Annotated in this window: 10 protein-coding genes; 8 read left to right on the top strand and 2 right to left on the bottom strand. The window is 72.7% G+C overall.

Annotated features, from left to right (window positions below):
• The first annotated feature begins 63 nt into the window (after positions 1 to 63).
• Both J2Z30_RS49725 and J2Z30_RS20475 read left to right on the top strand, forming a co-directional pair.
• Entirely contained in the window at positions 64 to 11,475 is an 11,412-nt protein-coding gene (locus tag J2Z30_RS49725; RefSeq protein WP_372453287.1) for an SDR family NAD(P)-dependent oxidoreductase, read from the top strand.
• A 137-nt stretch (positions 11,476 to 11,612) separates the two neighbouring features.
• Positions 11,613 to 12,809 (top strand): cytochrome P450 family protein, encoded by a 1,197-nt coding sequence (locus tag J2Z30_RS20475; RefSeq protein ID WP_044569148.1) that lies wholly within the window; start codon positions 11,613 to 11,615, stop codon positions 12,807 to 12,809.
• A gap of 31 nt (positions 12,810 to 12,840) precedes the next feature.
• Here the strand turns inward: J2Z30_RS20475 and J2Z30_RS20470 are convergent, their stop codons facing one another.
• Both J2Z30_RS20470 and J2Z30_RS20465 read right to left on the bottom strand, forming a co-directional pair.
• The gene (locus tag J2Z30_RS20470; RefSeq protein ID WP_052701315.1) at positions 12,841 to 14,232 is read right to left on the bottom strand and encodes a YihY/virulence factor BrkB family protein; all 1,392 of its coding nucleotides are present in this window, start codon (positions 14,230 to 14,232) and stop codon (positions 12,841 to 12,843) included.
• Between the two features lie 183 nt (positions 14,233 to 14,415).
• Complete coding sequence (locus tag J2Z30_RS20465; RefSeq protein ID WP_044569149.1) at positions 14,416 to 14,970, bottom strand: hypothetical protein; 555 nt, start codon at positions 14,968 to 14,970, stop codon at positions 14,416 to 14,418.
• A gap of 1,136 nt (positions 14,971 to 16,106) precedes the next feature.
• Between J2Z30_RS20465 and J2Z30_RS20460 the strand changes: the two genes are divergently transcribed.
• From J2Z30_RS20460 to cysC, 6 genes are all read left to right on the top strand, one after another.
• Positions 16,107 to 16,640, top strand: a complete 534-nt coding sequence (locus J2Z30_RS20460; RefSeq protein ID WP_044569152.1) for a GNAT family N-acetyltransferase — start codon at positions 16,107 to 16,109, stop codon at positions 16,638 to 16,640.
• A gap of 92 nt (positions 16,641 to 16,732) precedes the next feature.
• Positions 16,733 to 16,816, top strand: a complete 84-nt coding sequence (locus tag J2Z30_RS51710) for a putative leader peptide (RefSeq protein WP_309471194.1) — start codon at positions 16,733 to 16,735, stop codon at positions 16,814 to 16,816.
• Between the two features lie 235 nt (positions 16,817 to 17,051).
• Positions 17,052 to 18,746 carry a nitrite/sulfite reductase gene (locus J2Z30_RS20455; RefSeq protein WP_044569153.1) on the top strand — a complete coding sequence of 565 codons (1,695 nt, stop codon included), beginning with the start codon at positions 17,052 to 17,054 and terminating at the stop codon, positions 18,744 to 18,746.
• Positions 18,743 to 18,928, top strand: coding sequence for a hypothetical protein (locus tag J2Z30_RS20450; RefSeq protein ID WP_044569154.1), 186 nt, complete (start codon positions 18,743 to 18,745; stop codon positions 18,926 to 18,928). Before J2Z30_RS20455 ends, J2Z30_RS20450 begins: the two co-directional genes overlap by 4 nt.
• Entirely contained in the window at positions 18,925 to 19,626 is a 702-nt protein-coding gene (locus J2Z30_RS20445; protein WP_044569155.1) for a phosphoadenylyl-sulfate reductase, read from the top strand. The genes J2Z30_RS20450 and J2Z30_RS20445 overlap by 4 nt, the downstream gene beginning before the upstream one ends.
• Positions 19,608 to 20,198, top strand: coding sequence for an adenylyl-sulfate kinase (gene cysC, locus J2Z30_RS20440; RefSeq protein WP_185057964.1), 591 nt, complete (start codon positions 19,608 to 19,610; stop codon positions 20,196 to 20,198). Before J2Z30_RS20445 ends, cysC begins: the two co-directional genes overlap by 19 nt.

Raw genomic sequence — 20,198 nt, 5'->3', positions numbered from 1 at the left:
GTCCTTCCACCAACACCCACCTCCCACCGCCGACTCTTCGCATGGAGCCCCGACATGGACGATGTGCACAAGCTCCGCCACTATCTGACCCGGGTCACCGCGGAGCTCAAGGAGACGCGGGCGCAACTGCGGGTGGCGGAGTCGGCGGCCGCCGAGCCGGTGGCGATCGTCGGGATGAGCTGCCGCTACCCCGGCGGAGCGGCCTCGCCCGAGGCGCTGTGGGAGCTCGTCGAAGGCGGCGGGGACGCCATTTCCGGGTTCCCGGTCGACCGTGGCTGGGATCTGGCGGGGCTGGTCGACCCGGACGGCGAGCGGCCGGGCACCTCGTACACCGCCGAGGGTGGGTTCCTGCACACCGCGGGCGAGTTCGATGCCGACTTCTTCGGCATCTCCCCGCGTGAGGCGCTTGCGATGGACCCCCAGCAGCGGCTGCTGCTGGAGACGTCCTGGGAGCTGTTCGAGCGAGCGGGCATCGATCCGGTGTCGCTGCGCTCCAGCCGGACCGGGGTGTTCATCGGCGCCAGCTTCCATGACTACGGCAGCAGGCTGCCCGCGATCCCGGAGGAGGTCGAGGGCCATGCCATGACCGGTGTCGCGGGCAGTGTCGTCTCCGGGCGCATCGCCTACACCTTCGGGCTGACCGGCCCGGCCCTCACCGTGGACACCGCGTGTTCGTCCTCGCTGGTGGCGATGCATCTGGGGGTACGGGCGCTGCGCAACGGCGAGTGCGGGATGGCGGTCGTCGGCGGTGTCGCCGTGATGTCCACGCCGGATCTGTTCACCGAATTCAGCAGGCAGCGCGGGCTGGCCCGGGACGGCCGGTGCAAGGCCTTCTCCGCCGCCGCGGACGGCATGGGCGCGGCCGAGGGCGTGGGACTGCTGCTGGTGGAACGGCTGTCCGACGCCCGCCGCAACGGCCATCAGGTGCTCGGCGTGATCCGTGGCACCGCGGTCAACCAGGACGGCGCCTCCAACGGCCTCACCGCGCCCAACGGCCCCGCCCAACGGCGGGTGATCCAGGACGCGCTGGCCGATGCGGGCGTGGCCTCGTCCGAGGTGGACGTGATCGAGGCGCACGGGACCGGTACGGCGCTGGGCGATCCCATCGAGGCGCAGGCGCTGCTCGCCACGTACGGCCAGGACCGGCCCGCCGAACGCCCCGCGCTGCTGGGGTCGGTGAAATCGAACCTCGGCCACACCCAGGCCGCGGCGGGCGTGGCCGGTGTGATCAAGATGGTCATGGCGATGCGCCATGACGTCGTACCGCGCACCCTGCATGTGGACGAGCCGACGCCGCATGTGGACTGGGACTCCGGCGCGGTGGAGCTGGTGACGGAGAACACGCCATGGCCCGAGGCAGAGCGGGCGCGCCGCGCGGCGGTGTCGTCATTCGGGGTCAGCGGCACCAACGCTCACGTGATCCTCGAAGCGGCCCCTACGGCCGACACCACACCCGAATCCACACCCGAGCCCGCACCCGAACCCGCACCCGAACCCGCACCCGAATTCACGCCCGAATTCACGCCCACGGAGGGTCTGCTGCCGTGGGTGCTCTCGGCACGCTCCGAGACCGCGCTACGAGCGCAGGCAGCGCAGTTGCTGACGTTCGCGGCCACGAGTGACCGGCACCTCGCCGACATCGGCTGGTCGCTCGCACAGCACCGGGCCGCGCTCGACCACCGCGCGGTGGTCGTGGCCGCCGACCGGGACACCTTCCTCGCCGGACTGGACGCCGTCGCCACCGGCGAGCCCGCCGCCCATGTGGTCAGCGGCGTGGCCCCAGAAGAACCGCCGTCCGGCGCGGTCTTCGTCTTTCCGGGGCAGGGGTCGCAGTGGGTCGGCATGACCGCCGAACTGCTCGACGCCTCAACCGTGTTCGCCGAATCCATCGACCGGTGCGCCCGGGCCCTCGCCCCGCACCTCGAGTGGAATCTCCTCGACGTCCTGCGCGAGACCTCGGACGAAAGCGCGCTGGAGCGGGTGGATGTGGTCCAGCCCGCCCTCTGGGCCGTGATGGTGTCCCTGGCCCAGGTGTGGCGTTCGTTCGGCGTCGAGCCCTCCGCCGTCATCGGCCACTCTCAAGGCGAGATCGCCGCCGCGTGCGTAGCCGGTGTGCTGACCTTGGAAGACGGCGCACGGCTGGTCGCGTTGCGCAGCCGCCTCATCGCCCAGGAGCTGGCCGGACACGGCGGCATGGTCTCCCTCGCCACCTCCGCCGACCAGGCGCGCGAGCTGCTGACCGGCCGCGACGACGTCTGGATCGCCACCGTCAACGGCCCGGCCTCCACCGTCATCGCCGGAGCTCCGAGCGGGCTCGCCGAGGTGACCGCCGCAGCCGAGAACGCCGGACTGCGCACCCGCACCATCCCGGTCGACTACGCCTCCCACACACCCCACGTCGACCGCATCCGGGAACAGCTCCTCCAACTCGCCGCGCCCATCACCCCCCGCACCGGCGACGTCCCCCTGTACTCCACCGTCACCGCGGCCCGCATCGACGGCGAGACCCTCGACGCCGAGTACTGGTACCGCAACCTCCGCGAGCAGGTCCGCTTCCACGACACGCTGCGGACTTTGCTGGCCGACGGCCAGACCCTCTATCTGGAGACCAGCCCCCACCCCGTCCTCACCACCGCCATCCAAGAAGCCAACGCCCACGCCACCGGCACCCTCCGCCGCGACCACGGCGGCACCCAGCAACTCCTCACCTCCCTGGCCACCCTCTGGACCCACGGCCTCACCCCCACCTGGCCCGCAATCCTCACCCCCAACACCCCCACCCCCACCAACCTCCCCACCTACCCCTTCCAACGCCACCACTACTGGCTTTCGGCGGCCGAGCGAGTCGGGGATCTCGCGGGCGCGGGGCTGTCCGTGGTGGGGCATCCGCTGGTGGCGGCCGGGGTGAGCATGGCCGAGGGCGGCGGGTTCGTGTTCACGGGCCGGATCTCCGCCCGTACGCAGCCATGGCTGGCCGACCACATGGTGCTGGACCGGGTCCTGGTGCCGGGCGCGGCCCTGCTGGAGCTCGTGCTGGTGGCCGGGCAGCACGTGGGCGCCGAACGGCTGGACGAGCTCGTTCTGCACACCCCGCTGACCCTGCCGTCCGACGACACCGCCCTCGACATCCAGGTGGGCATCGACGTGGCGGACGAGCGGGGCATGTGCGGCGTACGGCTGCACTCCCGGCCGCACCGCCCCGAGCAGGACGACGGTCCGGCGGACTGGGTGTGCCACGCCACGGGGACGCTGACGGCGTCCGCGTCGTCGCCCGGCGCCGCGGACACGGACGCGGACGCGGAGCCGGAGGCCGAGGCCCAGTGGCCGCCCACCGGCGCGGAGCCGGTGGACATCGACGCGTTCTACGAGCGGCTGGCGGACCACGGCTATGGCTACGGCCCGGTGTTCCAGGGCGTGCGTGCCGTATGGCGCCGGGGCGAGGAGATGTTCGCCGAGGTGCGGCTGCCGGAGTCGGCCGCCGGTGACGCGGACCGGTTCGGTGTCCATCCGGCACTGGTGGACGCGGCGTCGCAGACGCGTCTCGTGAGGCTCCTGGAGGGTGAGACGGAGCGGATGATGCCGCTGTCGTTCTCCGGGGCGCGGCTGCACGCCACGGGCGCGACCGTCGCCCGGGTGCGGACAGCGCCCACGGGGCCGGGCGGGATCTCGGTGCGGATGACGGATCTCACCGGGCTGCCGATCCTCACCGTCGACGAGGTGGTCTCGCGGCCCCTGACGGCCGACGCGCTGACGGTCGCCACCGGGACGGCCCCGGACGCGCTCTTCGAGGTCACGTGGACTCCGCTGCCGCTCCGGCCGTCCGAGGCCACGGAGCCCATGGCGGTGCTCGGCGCTGCCCTGCCCGACGTGCCCGACGCCGCCGTCCATGCGGATGTGGCGGCGCTCCTCGCCGCCGTACGCAGCGGCACACCGCTGCCCCCGCTGGTGGTGCTCCCCGCTCTCCCGGCACAAGCCCCGGACGGGGGCGCCGACGTGCCCACCACCAGCCGCGAGCACCTGACGGCCGTACTGGCGACGGTACGGGAGTGGCTGAGCACTCCCGAACTCGACAGCGTCCGGCTGGCGTTGGTGACCCGGGGCGCGGTGGTGGCGTTCCCGGGTGAGCGGGCCGAGCTAGCGCCGGCCGGGGTGCGGGGGCTGTGGCGTTCGGTGTGCTCGGAGCACCCGGGCCGGTTCGCGCAGGTGGATCTGGACGGTGCGCCCGAGTCCGCCGCGGCGCTGGCCGCCGCCCTCGCCACCGGTGAGCCCGAGCTCGTGGTGCGCGCCGGAGAGGTGTCCGTGCCACGGCTGGGCCGGGTCTCGGCGTCGGACGCCGGAGTGCTGGCGGCCCCCGAAGTGGCCTGGAGCCTGGACCTGGACACCGGGGGCACCGTGGAGGGGCTCCGGCTCGTGCCCGCTCCGGGGGTCGAGGAGCCCCTGGCCCCTGGCCAGGTGCGGATCGCGGTACGCGCCACGGGCGTCAACTTCCGTGATGTCCTTGCCACGTTGGGCGTCGTCCCCGGCTCTGAACCCGGCGGTGAGGGGCTCTTCGCGGCCGAGGGCGCCGGTGTGGTGCTGGAGGTCGGCCCCGGTGTCGACGGCCTCGCGGTGGGCGACCGGGTGATGGGGCTGGTGTCGGGCGCGTATGCGGGCCCCGTGGCGGTGGCCGACGCCCGGATGGTCGTGAAGATGCCTCGCGGCTGGACGTTTCCGCAGGCGGCGTCGGTGCCCGCCGCGTTCCTGACCGCCTACTACGCCCTCGTCGAGCTGGCCCGGGTACGGGCGGGCGAGTCGGTTCTGGTGCACGCCGCCGCAGGTGGCGTGGGGATGGCGGCGGTACGGCTGGCGCGCCATCTCGGGGCCGAGGTGTACGCCACCGCGAGCGAGCCGAAGTGGCCCGTGGTGCGGGGCATGGGCGTTCCGGCCGAGCGGGTGGCCTCGTCACGCACCCTGGGGTTCGCCGACCGCTTCCTGACCGCGAGCGACGGCCGGGGCGTCGATGTCGTACTGAACTGCCTGGCCGGGGAGTTCATCGACGCCTCGCTGACGCTGCTGCCGCGCGGCGGCCGGTTCATCGAGATGGGCAAGACGGACGTCCGGAACGCCGATGAGGTGGCCGCGCGATGGCCGGGCGTCGGCTACCGGGCGTTCGACCTCGCCGAGGCCGGGGCGGAGCGGCTGGGCGCGATGCTGGCCCATCTCGCCGAGCTGTTCGAGGCGGATGTACTGGCGCCACTGCCGGTGACGGCGTGGGACACCCGCCGGGCGCGGGAGGCGTTCCGCCACGTCAGCCAGGCGCGCCACACCGGAAAGGTGGTGCTCACCCCTCCCCAGGACGCGATCGAAGGCACCGTGCTGATCACCGGTGGCACGGGGGTCATCGGCTCGGCGGTGGCCCGGCATCTGGTCACCCGCCATGGCGTCACCGACCTCGTCCTCGTCGGCCGCCGGGGCCTGGACGCCCCCGGAGCACGCGAACTCAGGTCCGAACTGGCCGGGTTGGGCGCCACGGCCCGCGTGGTGGCGTGTGATGTCTCCGACCGGACGGCGCTGAGCACGCTGCTGGACGGCCTGCCGGGGCTGCGCGGTGTGGTGCACGCGGCCGGAGTGCTGGACGACGGTGTGGTCTCCGCGCTGACCCCCGAGCGGCTGGACACCGTGCTGCGCCCCAAGGCGGACGCGGCCTGGTATCTGCACGAGCTGACCCGGGACCGGGACCTGGCGCTGTTCGCGCTCTTCTCCTCCGCCGCCGGAGTGCTGGGCTCGGCGGGCCAGGGCAACTACGCGGCCGCCAACGCCTTTCTGGACGCCCTCGCCCGGCACCGCCGCGACCAGGGCCTGCCCGCACACGCCCTCGCCTGGGGCCTGTGGGGCGAACGCGGCACGATGACCGGTGGCCTGGGCGCCACCGACCTCGACCGGATGCGCCGTCAGGGCGTACGGCCGCTCACCACCGACCAGGGGCTGGCGCTCTTCGACGCGGCCATACGGGCGCCCCGCGCGCTCAGCGTTCCGGTCCGGCTGGACGTGGCCGCCCTGCGCCGCCACGGTGAGCCCGCGCCACTGCTGCGCGGGCTGGTCCGTACGACGACGGTCCGGCGCGGCGCGGCCAACACGGCCACCGGCGGCGGGCTGCGGGATCGCCTGGCCACGCTGCCCCCGGCGGACCGCGAGCGCACACTGAGCGACCTCGTACGGGCCCAGGCCGCCGTGGTGCTCGGGCATACGGGCGGTGACGCGGTGGCCGGGGACCGCTCCTTCAGGGACCTGGGCTTCGACTCACTGACCGCCGTGGAGCTGCGCAACCGGCTCGGCACGGCCACCGGGCTGCGGCTTCCGGTGACCACCGTGTTCGACCATCCGACCCCGGCCGCGCTGGTGGCCGAGTTGCTGCGGCTGCTGGCGCCGGACGGCGAAGCCACCGCCGCCCGGCCCGCCGTCCCCGCGTCGGCCTATGCGGCCACGACGGCCGATGACGACGACCCGATCGCGATCGTCGGGATGAGCTGCCGCTTCCCCGGCGGGGTGCGCTCGCCCGAGGAGCTGTGGCGGCTGCTCGCGGAGGGGCGGGACGCCATCGGTCCCTTCCCCGACGACCGCGGCTGGCACGCCGAGCTGGGCCGCCCCGGCACGCCCGGGGACGTGGGCCACGCACCGGCCGGTGGCTTTCTGTACGACGCGGCCGACTTCGACGCCGAGTTCTTCGGCGTCTCGCCCCGTGAGGCGCTGGCCACGGACCCCCAGCAGCGGCTGCTGCTGGAGACCACATGGGAGGCGTTCGAACACGCGGGCATCGACCCCACCGCACTGCGCGCCACCCCGACCGGGATCTTCGCGGGGCTGATCTACAACGACTACGCCACGCGCTTCCCCGAGCAGCTGGCCGACGGCTTCGAGGGCTATCTCGGCAACGGCAGCGCGGGCAGCGTGGCCACCGGCCGGGTGGCCTACACCCTCGGGCTCGAGGGCCCGGCCATCACCGTGGACACCGCGTGCTCCTCGTCCCTGGTGGCGCTGCACCTGGCCGCGCAGGCGGTACGGCAGGGCGAATGCGGCCTCGCGGTGGCCGGTGGGGTGACGGTGATGTCGACCCCGCGGCCGATCGTCGAATTCAGCAGGGTCGGCGGGCTCGCCCCCGACGGCCGCTCCAAGGCGTTCGCCGCCGAGGCCGACGGGATGGGCTTCGCCGAGGGCGTCGGCATGCTGGTGGTCGAGCGGCTGTCCGACGCCCGCCGCCGCGGCCACCGGGTGCTGGCGCTGCTCCGGGGCTCCGCGCTCAACCAGGACGGCGCGTCCAACGGCCTCACCGCGCCCAGTGGCCCGGCCCAACAGCGCGTCATCCGGCAGGCGTTGGCGAACGCGGGCCTCACAGCGGCCGATGTGGACGTGGTCGAGGCGCATGGCACGGGGACGTCGCTGGGCGACCCGATCGAGGCGCGGGCCCTGCTCGCCACGTACGGCCGGGACCGGCCCGCCGACCGGCCGGTGGTGCTGGGCTCGGTGAAGTCCAACCTCGGCCACACCCAGGCCGCGGCCGGGGTCGCGGGGGTCATCAAGATGGTGCTGGCCCTGCGCCACGCCGTCGTACCCCGCACCCTGCACGCCGAACGCCCCACCGAGCGGGTGGAGTGGACGGCCGGTGCGCTGCGGCTGGCCACGGAGAACCAGCACTGGCCCTCGGCCGACGCGCCCCGGCGCGGCGCGGTGTCGTCGTTCGGGATCAGCGGCACCAACGCCCACGTGATCCTGGAGGAGGCGCCGGACGCCACCACTCCCACTGAGCCGACGCCGGTGGCGGTGCCGTGGGTGCTCTCGGCGAAGAGCGCCGACAGCCTGCTCGACCAGGCCCGCCGCCTGCGGGAGCGGCTGGCCGCCGAACCGGATCTGGCGCCCGTCGATGTGGCGCGCTCGCTGCTGTCCCGGGCCGTCTTCGGCCGGCGCGCCGTGGTGATCGGCCGTACCCGGGAGGACTTCCTGGACCGGCTGGCGGCGCTCGGCCGTGGCGAACCGGCCACCGGTGTGGTGCGGGGCGTGTCCGACGAGGAATCCCTCTCCGCCAGCCGGTCGGGGCCGGTGTTCGTGTTCCCCGGACAGGGCTCGCAGTGGGCCGGGATGGCTGCCGAACTCCTTGACGCGTCAACGGAGTTCGGCGAGTCGTTCGACGCCTGCGCCCGAGCGCTGGCCCCGTATGTGGAGTGGTCGCCGCTCGATGTGGTGCGCGGACGGCCCGGCGCGCCGTCGCTGGACCGCGTCGATGTGGTGCAGCCGGTGCTGTGGGCGGTCATGGTGTCCCTGGCGCGGGTGTGGCGGTCCCATGGGGTCGAGCCCGCCGCGGTGGTGGGGCATTCCCAGGGCGAGTTGGCGGCGGCGTGTGTCGCGGGGGTGCTCCCGCTGGACGACGCCGCCCGTGTCGTCGCGCTGCGCAGCCGGCTGATCGGAAGCGAACTGGCGGGCCGGGGCGGCATGGTCTCACTGCCCGTGCCGGTGGACGAGGCCGGGAAGCTGGTGGCGCCCTGGGGCGAGCGGATCTGCCTGGCCACCGTGAACGGGCCCGGCTCGACCGTGGTCGCCGGGGACGCGGCGGCGCTGGACGAGCTGATGGCGGCGTGTGAACGGGACGGGGTGCGGGCGCGCCGCATCCCGGTGGACTACGCCTCGCACACCCCACAGGTCGAACGGATCCGGGAGCGGCTGCTGGAGCTGGCCGCGCCCATCACGCCCCGCCCCGGCGAGGTGCCGATGTACTCGACGGTGACCGGCGCCCTCCTCGACGGCGCGAGTGCCGACGCGGAGTACTGGTACCGGAACCTCCGCGAGACCGTACGGTTCGAGCACGCGACCCGCGCCCTCGCCGACGCCGGGCACACGGTGTTCATCGAGGTGAGCCCGCACCCGGTGCTGATCCCCGGGATCGAGCGGACGGTCGAGGAGCGGATCGAGGGGATCGAGCGGATCGAGCGGACGCCGCAGAACACTTCGGCGGACCGCGCGGCCGTGGTGGTGGGCACGCTGCGACGGGACGAGGGCGGCCGGGAGCGGCTGCTCACGGCGCTCGCGGAGCTGTTCGTGGCCGGTGGCGCGGTGACGTGGGCGACCGCGTTCGCAGGCGGGCGCCCCGTCGATCTGCCGACGTACGCGTTCCGCGCGCGGCGGTACTGGCTGGACGCGCCCGAGCACACCGGGGACGTGGGCGGCGCCGGGCTCACGGCGGTGGGCCATCCGTTGCTCGCGGGGGCAGTGACCCCGGCCGGGAGCGACACGGTGCTGTTCACCGCGCGGCTGTCGCAGACCACTCACCGCTGGCTCGCCGACCACGCGGTGCTGGGCGGGGTGGTGCTGCCCGGCAGTGTGTTCCTCGACTGGGCGCTGTACGCGGGGCGAACGGTCGGCTGCCCGTCACTGCCCGAACTCACCCTCCAGGAGCCGCTGTTCCTGCCCGCCACCGAGGCGGCCCACCTCCAGATCCAGGTGGGCGAGGCCGATGAGGAGGGTCGGCGGGAACTCACCGTGCACTCCCGCCCCGAGGCGGCGGCCGGGGACACGGCGGCGGGCTGGACCTGCCATGTGCGGGCCGTCGCGGCACCGGACCCTGTGGACCTGGAGGACGGCCAAGAGGGCGGCGGCACGGCTGCGTTCGCCGAGATGGCGGCCGCCTGGCCGCCGCCCGGTGCCCGTGCCGTCGACCTGACGGGCTTCTACGACCGGCTGGCGTCCGACGGGTTCGACTACGGCCCGGCCTTCCGCGGTCTGCGGTCGGCCTGGCGGCGCGACGGGGACGTCTTCGCGGAGGTGGCCCTGAGCGAGGGGGAGGGTGGCGGACCCGTGGGCGGCTTCGTGCTGCACCCCGCCCTGCTCGACACCGCCCTGCACGCGGTCGGCATCGGCGGGTTCTTCGACCGGGCGGGGTCGGCGGGCGCGCCGATCCGGATGCCGTTCTCCTGGACCGGTGTCCGGCTGCACTCCGCCCCGGACACCGCCCCGCCCGCCACCGTACGGGTGCGGCTGTCCGCCGTCGGTCCGGATGCCATCGGTGTCCATCTCACGGACGACGACGGTCAACCACTCGTGGGCATCGATGAGTTGACGCTGCGCCCGGTGTCCACGGACCGGTTGCAGGCGGCCGCGGAGGAGCGTGCGGCCCGCCCCGTACGACGCGAACGGCCGGGCCCCCGGCCGCAGGACACCGCCGCCGCCCAGCGCCTCCTGTCCGCCGCGCCCGAGGACCGGGAGCGGCTGCTGGCGGACCTCGTCCGGGAGCAGCTGCGCGCGGTGCTCCACCATGAGGCGGGCGCCGAGATCGGCCCCGACACCGAGTTCCTGGCGCTCGGCATGGACTCGGTGCGCGGGATCGACCTGCGCGACCGGCTCGCCACGCTGCTCGGACTCCGGCTGTCGGCCACGGCGACGTTCGAGCACTCGACCGTGGACCGGCTCGCCGGGCACCTGGCCACGCTGGTGGACAGCCGGGCCGCCACCCGGCCGAGCGCGCCTGTGGCCGACGACACCACGCCCCCGGAGCAGACCGCACCCGAAACAGCGCCCGAGACCGCGCCGGACGGCTCCGCGCCGCCGCCGTCCGCCATCGAGCTGGAGCTGGCGAAGGCCACCGCGGCCCCGGAGTCGGACCCCTACGACAGCCTCACCACCCTCTACCACCAGGCGTACGCCAGCGGCCGCGCCCAGTCGGTGGGCATGGCGCTCATCCAGGCCGCGGGCCGGCTCCGGCCGTCCTTCACCACCGAGGACGCCGCCGACCACGTCCTCCCGCCGGTGAAGATGGCGAGTGGCGACGGCACCCGGACCACGCTGGTGTGTCTGCCCGCCATCACCGCCACCGCCGGGCCGATCCAGTACGGGATGATGGCGCAGATGTTCGAGGGCAGGCGGGATGTGCTCTCGCTGGTCAACCCGGGTTATCTCGAAGGCGAGTTGGTGGCCGACAGCTTCGACGCCCTGATCGAGCTGCACCTCCATCAGCTGCGCGCGGCCCTCGGCACCGAGCGCTACGTCCTGGTGGGCCACTCCATGGGCGGGCTGCTCGCCTACGCCCTGGCAGAGCGGGCCGAGCGGGCGGGGCTGCCGCCCGGCGCGATCGTGCTGCTCGACACCTTCGAGGCCACCCACCAGTTCTCCGAGAAGACCCACATCGCGCTGAACGAAGGCCTGGACTCCCGGGAGCAACTGCTCGGCGACTTCGCGCTGACCGGCGCGAAGCTCTCGGCGAGCGGGCGCTACAACGCGCTGCTGATGGAGGAGTGCGCCCTGCGGCCCGCCCAGAGCCCGACGTTCTTCCTGAGCGCGGCCGAGCCCATGCCCCACCAGGACGAGGGGTTCGAGGGCGACGCGTGGCGCGCGGTCTGGCCCTTCCCGCACACCGCCCGAGCCACTCCGGGAGACCACTTCACGATCATGGAGCACCACCTCCCCGAGACCACGGAGGCCATCGAGAACTGGCTCACCGAACGCGGTCTGTGACCGCGTCCGCCCGCGGCGTGGGGGCTTCGCCCCTGGACCCCGGGGTCCAGGGGCGAAGCCCCTGCTCCGCCGCGTGGTCCGCCGGACACCCCGTAAACCTGCCGCCCAAACCCGCCGTCGAAAGGACCTACGCCACCATGACTCTGCCCGCCTTCGAAAGACTCGTCCCGTCCGGTACGGACATCGTCGCCGACCCGTACCAGCTCTACGCCATGCTGCGGGAGCAGGGCCCCGTGCACCGGGTGCCCAGCCACGGCGCGGACGACGTCTGGCTGATCGTGGGCCATGAGGAGGCCCGCGCCGCCCTGACCGACCCCCGGATGAGCAATGACATCCGCCACTCCTCCTCGTGGCAGGACGACGGGGGCAACGCCATCGGCCTGAACATGCTGCAGACCGATCCGCCGGACCACACCCGGCTGCGGAAGCTGGTGGCGCGGGAGTTCACCGCCCGCCGGATCGAGGCGCTGCGGCCGCGCATCCGGCAGATCGCCGATGAGCTGCTGGACGCCATGCTGCCGCTCGGCCGGGCCGATCTCGTGGAGTCGTTCGCCATGCCGCTGCCGATGGCGGTGATCTGCGAACTGCTCGGCGTACCGGCGGCCGACCGGGCCGACTTCCGCGGCTGGTCCAGCGAGATCGTCTTCCCCAGTGGCCCGGAGGCCGCGGGCGCCGCCGTGGCCGCCATGACCGGCTATCTGGCCCGGCTCATCGAGACCAAGCGGGAGGCGGAGAGCGACGATCTGCTGTCCGCCCTGGTCCGCACGATGGACGAGGACGGCGACCGGCTCTCGTCCGAGGAAATGCTCGGCATGGCCTTCCTGCTACTGGTCGCCGGGCATGAGACGACCGTCAACCTGCTCTCCAACGGCACCTGTGCGCTGCTGCGCGCCCCCGAGCAACTGGCCGCCCTCCGCGCCGACTACGCGCTGCTGGACGCCGCCGTCGAGGAGATGCTGCGCTACGACGGCCCGTCGCAGTCCACGGCACACCGCTTCACCACCGAACCCGTGGAGATCGCGGGCACCAAGATCCCCGCGGGCGAGCCGGTCCTGGTGCTGCTCGGCTCGGCCAACCGCGACCCGCGGCGCTTCGCCGACCCCGACCGCTTCGACATCCACCGGGACGCCCGGGGCCACCTGGGCTTCAGCCACGGCGTCCACCACTGTCTGGGCGCGCCGCTGGCCCGGCTGGAGGCCACGATCGCGCTACGGGCCCTGCTGGAGCGGTGCCCGGACCTGGCCCTGGACACCGACCCGGACACCCTGGCCTGGCGCCCCAGCATGATGCGCGGCCTCCTGCGGCTGCCGGTGCGGTTCACCCCTGCGGGGTAGGCGGGGTCGGGCGGGACAGGGCGCGGCGCGGTCAGCGCACCGGGTGGTCGTCGTCCGCCGCGGTGTCATCCGCGCCGTCCGCCGCGGACCGCACCTCCGGACGCCTCGGCCCCTGCCGGGGCGTCCGGGGCTCCCCGGTCGGCTTCCCCGAGGGCTGTGTCCCCGGTGTCTCCGGTGTCTCCGGTATCCCCGGCGCCCCTGTGGGCCGCGTCTTCTCCGGGGACTGATCGGCGGGCTTCCCGGCCTCCCCGGCCTTCCCGGCGGCCCTCTCCCCCGCCTTCTCACCCGGCTCACGCTTCGTGTGCAGCCGGGAGCGTATGTCGCCGTGCGGCAGGAACTGGGCCCAGCGCTCGGGGAACTCCGACGGCGGGGTGATCTCCGCCGCGCCGTCGTCCGCCGTGCGCTGCCCCTGCGCCCGCAGCCGGGCGCCCTCCTCCCGGGCGCGGGCGGCGCGCTCGGCACGCCCGGCAGCCGTGGCCACCGAGGGCCAGACCCGGTCGATCGCGGCGTTGACCGCCGCCCCGACCAGCACCGCGAAGGCGGACACCCCGATCCACAGCAGCACCGCGACGGGGGCGGCCAGCGAGCCGTAGATCGTCGGGCCCTCGACCGTATGCACCAGGTAGATCCGTAGCAGGAAGCTGCCCAGCACCCATATCGCGAGGGCCACCAGCGCCCCGGGAATGTCCTCCGGCCACGGCGAGCGCACCGGTACGGACACGTGGTAGAGCGTGGTGAGGAAGGCGATGGAGAGCACGATCACCACCGGCCAGTACAGGACCGGTACGAGGTCCCCGCTGGACGGCAGCAGGTCCACCACCGCCTCCGGCCCGATCACCATCAGCGGCAGCGCCACCGCCCCGACCACGAGCGCCACCAGATAGAGCAGGAAGGACAGCAGTCGGGTCCTGACGATCCCGCGCCTCCCCTCCAGCCCGTACATGATCGTGATGGTGTCCACGAACACGTTCACCGCACGGGAGCCGGACCACAGGGCGATGGCGAAGCCCAGCGAGATCACATCGGGACGCCCGCCCTTGATCACATCGTCCAGCAGCGGCCGGGCGATCTCCTTGACACCCCGGTCGGACAGCACGGTCGCGGAGGCGTCGAGGATGTTCTGCCGGATGGTGGCCACCGTGTCGGTGCTGGTCCAGGCGTCGAAGTAGCCGAGCAGCCCGATCAGGCCGAGCAGCAGGGGCGGCAGCGACAGCAGGGTGAAGAAGGCCGCTTCGGCGGCGAGCCCGGTGACCCGGTACTCCATACAGGAATTGATGGTGTCCTTCAGCAGCAGCCAGGCCATCCTGCGCTTGGACACATTGCGGTACAGGGCGCGGGCCTTGCGGAGCCGGCCGGACGGCTTCGATGTTTCTTCTGCTGGCTGCACCTTCTCACCGTATCGGGGGTTTTCACCGCCGCTCATCCGGTGACCAGGCCGAATCCGCGCAAAAGGGCGCCGCGAGGGCGTTGGCGGAGGGGATGCCGCGCCGACTCGGCACCACCCTCCGCCCGCCGGGCCCACTGTCCGTGCCGGGTACAGCCATGCGCAAAGGTTGCGCCGCGTTGCAGCCGTCCGGACGGTCGGTGGGAGCGTGGGGGCCGCGGGTCAGCAGCCTCCGCAGTTGTAGTAGGTCACGTCCCAGTGGTTGCTCTCGCGGGCGTAGACGTTGCCCGAACCGGACTTGTACTGCTGGGCGCCGTCACCGGGGCGCGGGCCGATGTTGGTGAAGGTGCCCGTGATGTAGTTGCTGAGGCAGCTGGTGGGGCTGAAGTCCAGCTTGTAGCCGTTCCAGTGGCTGTACGTACCGGAGGCGTGCCCGGTCTCCGTGCCGCCGGTGATGGTGAGCGCGCAGCCGGTGGCCCCCTTCAGGGTGACGGCACCCTGCACGGTGGTCAGGTTGATCTGCTCGAACGAGGTACAGCTGGGGTTGTTCCGGTCCGAGCAGCCCCCGCTGGAGGTCCAGGAGATCCCGGCGCCGCGCAGCCGGTTCGCCGCGTCGGAGTGGCTGAGCTTGGTCACCGCGGCGGCGGAGGGCGCGTCGGCGGCCGCGGGGGCGCTGGGGGCGGCCGCCGCGCTCTGGGCGGTGGACACGCCGGTGGCGGCGAGGACCGCGCCGCCGAGCAGGGCGCCGAGTCTGATCCGGGTGCTGGTCACAGCCATGGTCGTCTTCGTCTCCTTCGTCTGCGGATCCGTGGACCGTCGAGGACGGCGGCAACACGATCCCAGCCCTCCGTGCCGGGCGGGAGACTCACCGGGAAAATCGGGACAGCGGGACGATGGGCCGCCCGGATGTTCCAGTCCGGGTTCAGCGCCTGCTCCCGGGTGCCGCCCAGCTTGCGCAGCGTGCCGTCGTACAGCTGGAAGACGCCCCAGTTCCGGGTGGCGTTGGAGTTGGGCAGCCGTATAGAGGGGATCGAGGTACGAGGCGACGTGGGTGCGGGGGTGGGGTTGGGTTGGTCGGCTCGGTCGGGTGCTGGTTTCGTCTCGCGCCTTCGGCGCATTTGAGCAGCGGCGGCGGGGGTGGGGTCGCCGGGTGCCGGGCCGGTGGGCGCCGGCGCCGGTGGCGGCATCCGCGCCTGGAAGCTGGGCCGATGCCGGACTGACGGCCCCTCCGGGTACCCGTCGAAAAAACGCTTGATCTGGAGCAACTAATTTGTCAAACGTTTTCGGGAGGAGTACCCCAACCCCTCTCGCTGTCCGGCGCTGCCCCCAGCCCCCGGGCGCGGGTGCCGCCACCGGCGCCGGCGCCCACCGACCCGGCACCCGGCGACGCGGCGCGCGCCCCACCCGGCTGCCCCGCTGCTCAAATGCGCCGAAGGCGCGAGACGAAACCCGCACCCGACCGAGCCGAGAAGCCCATCCCGCCTGAACCCAGACCCGATAAAACACGTCCGGTTCCGGCTCCGGCTGCGCGGCCACGCCGGGCCCCGACTCCGCCCCCGTCTCGGCATCCGGCCCATCCACCGTCCCAACCCGTGAGACATCCTCCGTGGCGGGCCGGGCAGCCCCGGCCCGGCCCACCGATACCGCGGCCGGCGCCCGCGAAACGGCCCGCTTGCGCTCCGCATCGGCAAGAACCCACCGCCGATGCAGCTCCAGCAGTTCCTCACCGCCGGCCCCGCACACCTTGCCGAACCGCGCGAGCACCTCGTAGTCGCCGGGCACGCTCGCGCCCGAGCAGTAGCGGTGCAGCGCCGACGCGCTCACCCCCCTTCCCGGACACCCCGACCCCGCCCTCCCCGCTTGAGCGATACCCGTCAAGGCGAGTCAACGGCGCCCATGGTTATCTGTCCACCATGACCACCACCGTGACCACCTGGCACCTGGAGCAGACCGCTCCTTCCGATCTCAGCCCGGCACAGGAGCCGCCCGCCACGGCCGGGGTGCGGATCGTCCGGGCCGAGGTGCCGAGCCCCGAGTTCAGCCACTTCCTCTTCACGGCGGTGGGCTCGGATGTGTCGTGGACCGACCGGCTGGTGTGGTCGCGGGAGGCGTGGGAGGAGCATCTGCACCGGCCCGGCGTGGAGACCTGGGTGGCGTACGAGCGCGGGACCCCGGCCGGGTACATCGAGCTGGAGGGCCAGGACGAGGGCGTGGTGGAGATCGTGTACTTCGGGCTGCTGCCCGCCTTCCGGGGCCGCCGCATCGGCGGGCATCTGCTGACCTGGGGGACCTCCCGCGCCTGGGACATGGCCGACCGCTGGCCGGACCGGATGCCGACCAAGCGGGTGTGGCTGCACACCTGCAGCAAGGACGGGCCGTACGCGCTGGACAACTACCGCCGCCGGGGCTTCCGGGTGTTCGACGTCAAGACGTCGGACGAGGAGTGACCAACACCACAGCGTCTTGCATCTCGAGACAGATTCGTCCGCATAGTGGATTAAGGTGGACTCGTCAGAGACCACCATGCGACGCTTCCATCATGTCTCGAGCTGGAATCGCCTTGGTGAGTCGACGCCACGTCGACCTCGGCCGCATGTCCAGCGCGATCTGTCCGGCGGGCTGACCCGCACCTCGACAGGGCCGTCATCAAGGCCCCGGGCAGCACCACCACAGCTTCCACCACCACAGCTTCCGCATGCCCCCGACGACGTGGGCGAGCGCGCACGCCTCGACACTCCCCGCCGCATTCGCACCGGTCACCGCCCAGCCCCCTGCCCGCCTGCGCGTGCGCAGGTCAGGCGGTGCGCGCCAACGTACTACCCGCCGCACCAGAGCCGCATCGAAGGACATACACCGCCATGGCTGCCACCCCGGAACGCGCAAGCGCTACGCCCCGCCGCAAGGCCGGACGCCACCGCGGCGAAGGCCAGTGGGCCGCGGGGCACTTCACCCCTCTCAACGGCAACGAGCAGACCAAGAAGGACGATGACGGTCTCAATGTGCGGACACGCATTGAGACGATCTACGCCCACCGCGGCTTCGACTCCATCGACGGCGCCGATCTGCGCGGCCGGATGCGCTGGTGGGGTCTGTACACCCAGCGCAAGCCCGGGATCGACGGCGGCAAGACCGCGATCCTGGAGCCGGAGGAGCTGGACGACGAGCACTTCATGATGCGCGTCCGGGTGGACGGCGGCCGGCTCAGCACCGAGCAGCTGCGGGTCGTCGGCGAGATCTCGGAGGAGTTCGCGCGCGGCACCGCGGACATCACCGACCGGCAGAACATCCAGTACCACTGGATCCGGATCGAGGACGTGCCCGAGATCTGGCGGCGGCTGGAGGCCGTCGGGCTGTCCACCACCGAGGCGTGCGGCGACACCCCGCGTGTGATCATCGGCTCGCCGGTGGCGGGGATCGCCGAGGACGAGATCATCGACGGCACCTCCGCCATCGAGGAGATCCACCAGCGCTACATCGGCAGCAAGGAGTTCTCCAACCTGCCGCGCAAGTTCAAGACCGCCGTCTCCGGCTCCCCGCTGCTCGACGTGGTGCACGAGATCAACGACATCGCGTTCGTCGGCGTGCGCCACCCCGAGCACGGCCCCGGCTTCGACCTGTGGGTCGGCGGCGGTCTTTCCACCAACCCCAAGATCGGCATCCGGCTCGGCGCCTGGGTCCCGCTGGAGGAGGTCCCGGAGGTCTGGGCCGGGGTCACCTCGATCTTCCGCGACTACGGCTACCGCCGGCTGCGCACCCGCGCCCGGCTGAAGTTCCTGGTCGCCGACTGGGGCCCGGAAAAGTTCCGCCAGGTGCTGGAGGACGAGTACCTGAAGCGACCGTTGTCCGACGGCCCGGCGCCCGAGCAGCCCGTCCAGCAGTGGCGTGACCACATCGGCGTCCACCGCCAGCAGGACGGCCGCTACTACGTGGGCTTCGCGCCGCGCGTCGGACGGGTGGACGGCGCCACCCTCACCAAGATCGCCGACCTGGCCGAGGCACATGGCTCCGGGCGGCTGACCACCACCGTCGAGCAGAAGATGATCGTGCTCGATGTGACCGAGGACCAGGTGGAGTCGCTGGTCGCCGGGCTGGAGGCGCTGGACCTCCAGGTCAAGCCGTCCACGTTCCGGCGCGGCACGATGGCCTGCACCGGTATCGAGTTCTGCAAGCTGGCGATCGTCGAGACCAAGGCGCGCGGCTCCTGGCTCATCGATGAGCTGGAGCGCCGGCTGCCCGAGTTCAACGAGCCGATCACCATCAACCTCAACGGCTGCCCGAACGCCTGCGCCCGTATCCAGGTGGCGGACATCGGCCTCAAGGGCCAGCTGGTCATGGACGACAACGGCCAGCAGGTCGAGGGCTACCAGGTGCACCTGGGCGGCGCCCTGGGCCTCGAGCCGGGCTTCGGCCGCAAGGTGCGCGGGCTGAAGGTCACCGCCGCCGAGCTCCCGGACTATGTGGAGCGGCTGCTGCGCCGCTTCCAGGAGGAGCGCGAGGACGGCGAGCGCTTCGCCACCTGGGCGGGGCGTGCCAGTGAGGACGCTCTGAAATGAGTGAGCGTGCCGCGCCGTTCTACTGCCCTTACTGCGGGGACGAGGATCTGCGTCCCTCGGAGGAGGGCCATGGCGCGTGGGAATGCGCGTCCTGCAACCGCGCGTTCCGCCTGTCGTTCCTCGGGCTGCTGGCCAAGGGCCTGCGGCACGACCCGATCGATGAAGGGGGCACGGCGATATGACGACCCGGCTTGAGGACACCGATCTCGAAGGGCTCGCCGAGAAGGCGGGCCACGAGCTCGAGGACGCCCCGGCGCTGGACATCCTGCGCTGGGCGGCGGACACCTTCGGATCGCGTTTCTGCGTCACCTCCTCGATGGAGGACGCGGTGGTGGCACACCTCGCCTCCCGCGCCTTCCCCGGTGTCGACGTGGTCTTCCTCGACACCGGCTACCACTTCCCCGAGACCATCGGCACCCGTGACGCGGTGGCGGCCGTGATGGACGTCAACGTCATCACCCTGACCCCGCGCCAGACGGTGGCCGAGCAGGACGCCGAGTACGGCCCCCGGCTGCACGACCGCAACCCCGACCTGTGCTGCGCCCTGCGGAAGGTCCAGCCGCTCGAGGAGGGGCTGCGGGAGTACGACGCCTGGGCCACGGGATTGCGCCGGGACGAATCGCCAACTCGCGCCAATACCCCGGTCGTTGGCTGGGACGCCCGGCGCCGTAAGGTGAAGATCTCGCCGATCGCCCGCTGGACGCAAGCGGATGTCGAGGCCTATGTCGCCGAGCACGGTGTGCTGACCAACCCCCTGCTGATGGACGGCTATCCGTCGATAGGCTGCGCGCCCTGCACCCGTCGGGTTCTGGAGGGCGAGGACAACCGGTCCGGCCGCTGGGCGGGGAGCAACAAGACCGAATGCGGGCTGCACGGCTGATGGCTGTCGACCAGGAGAACGAGATGAGCGCCCCCACGACCACCGGTGCCACGGTGTGGCTGACCGGTCTGCCGAGCGCGGGAAAGACCACGATCGCCTATGCGCTGGCCGAGCGGCTGCGCGGCGAGGGCCGCCGGGTGGAGGTGCTCGACGGGGACGAGATCCGCGAGTTCCTCTCCTCGGGTCTTGGGTTCTCCCGCGAGGACCGGCACACCAACGTCCAGCGGATCGGCTTCGTGGCCGAGCTGCTGGCCTCCCACGGGGTCACGGTGCTGGTGCCGGTCATCGCGCCGTACGGGGACAGCCGCGAGGCGGTGCGCAAGCGCCACCAGCGCGAGGGCACCCCGTATCTGGAGATCCATGTGGCCACGCCCGTGGAGGTGTGCTCCGAGCGGGACGTCAAGGGGCTGTACGCGAAGCAGGCGGCGGGCGAGCTTTCGGGGCTGACCGGTGTGGACGACCCCTACGAGGCCCCTGCCGACCCGGATCTGCGCATCGAAACCCACAGGAACAGCGTGCAGGAGTCGGCGGCCGAGGTGCGGTTGCTGTTGAGTGAAAGGGGACTGCTGTGA

The sequence above is a fragment of the Streptomyces iranensis genome (assembly GCF_017874715.1).
In the GTDB taxonomy this organism is placed as follows: Bacteria; Actinomycetota; Actinomycetes; order Streptomycetales; family Streptomycetaceae; genus Streptomyces; species Streptomyces iranensis.
The sequence above is the reverse complement of the archived record's forward strand: the minus strand, read 5'-3'. Positions and strand labels throughout refer to the sequence as shown.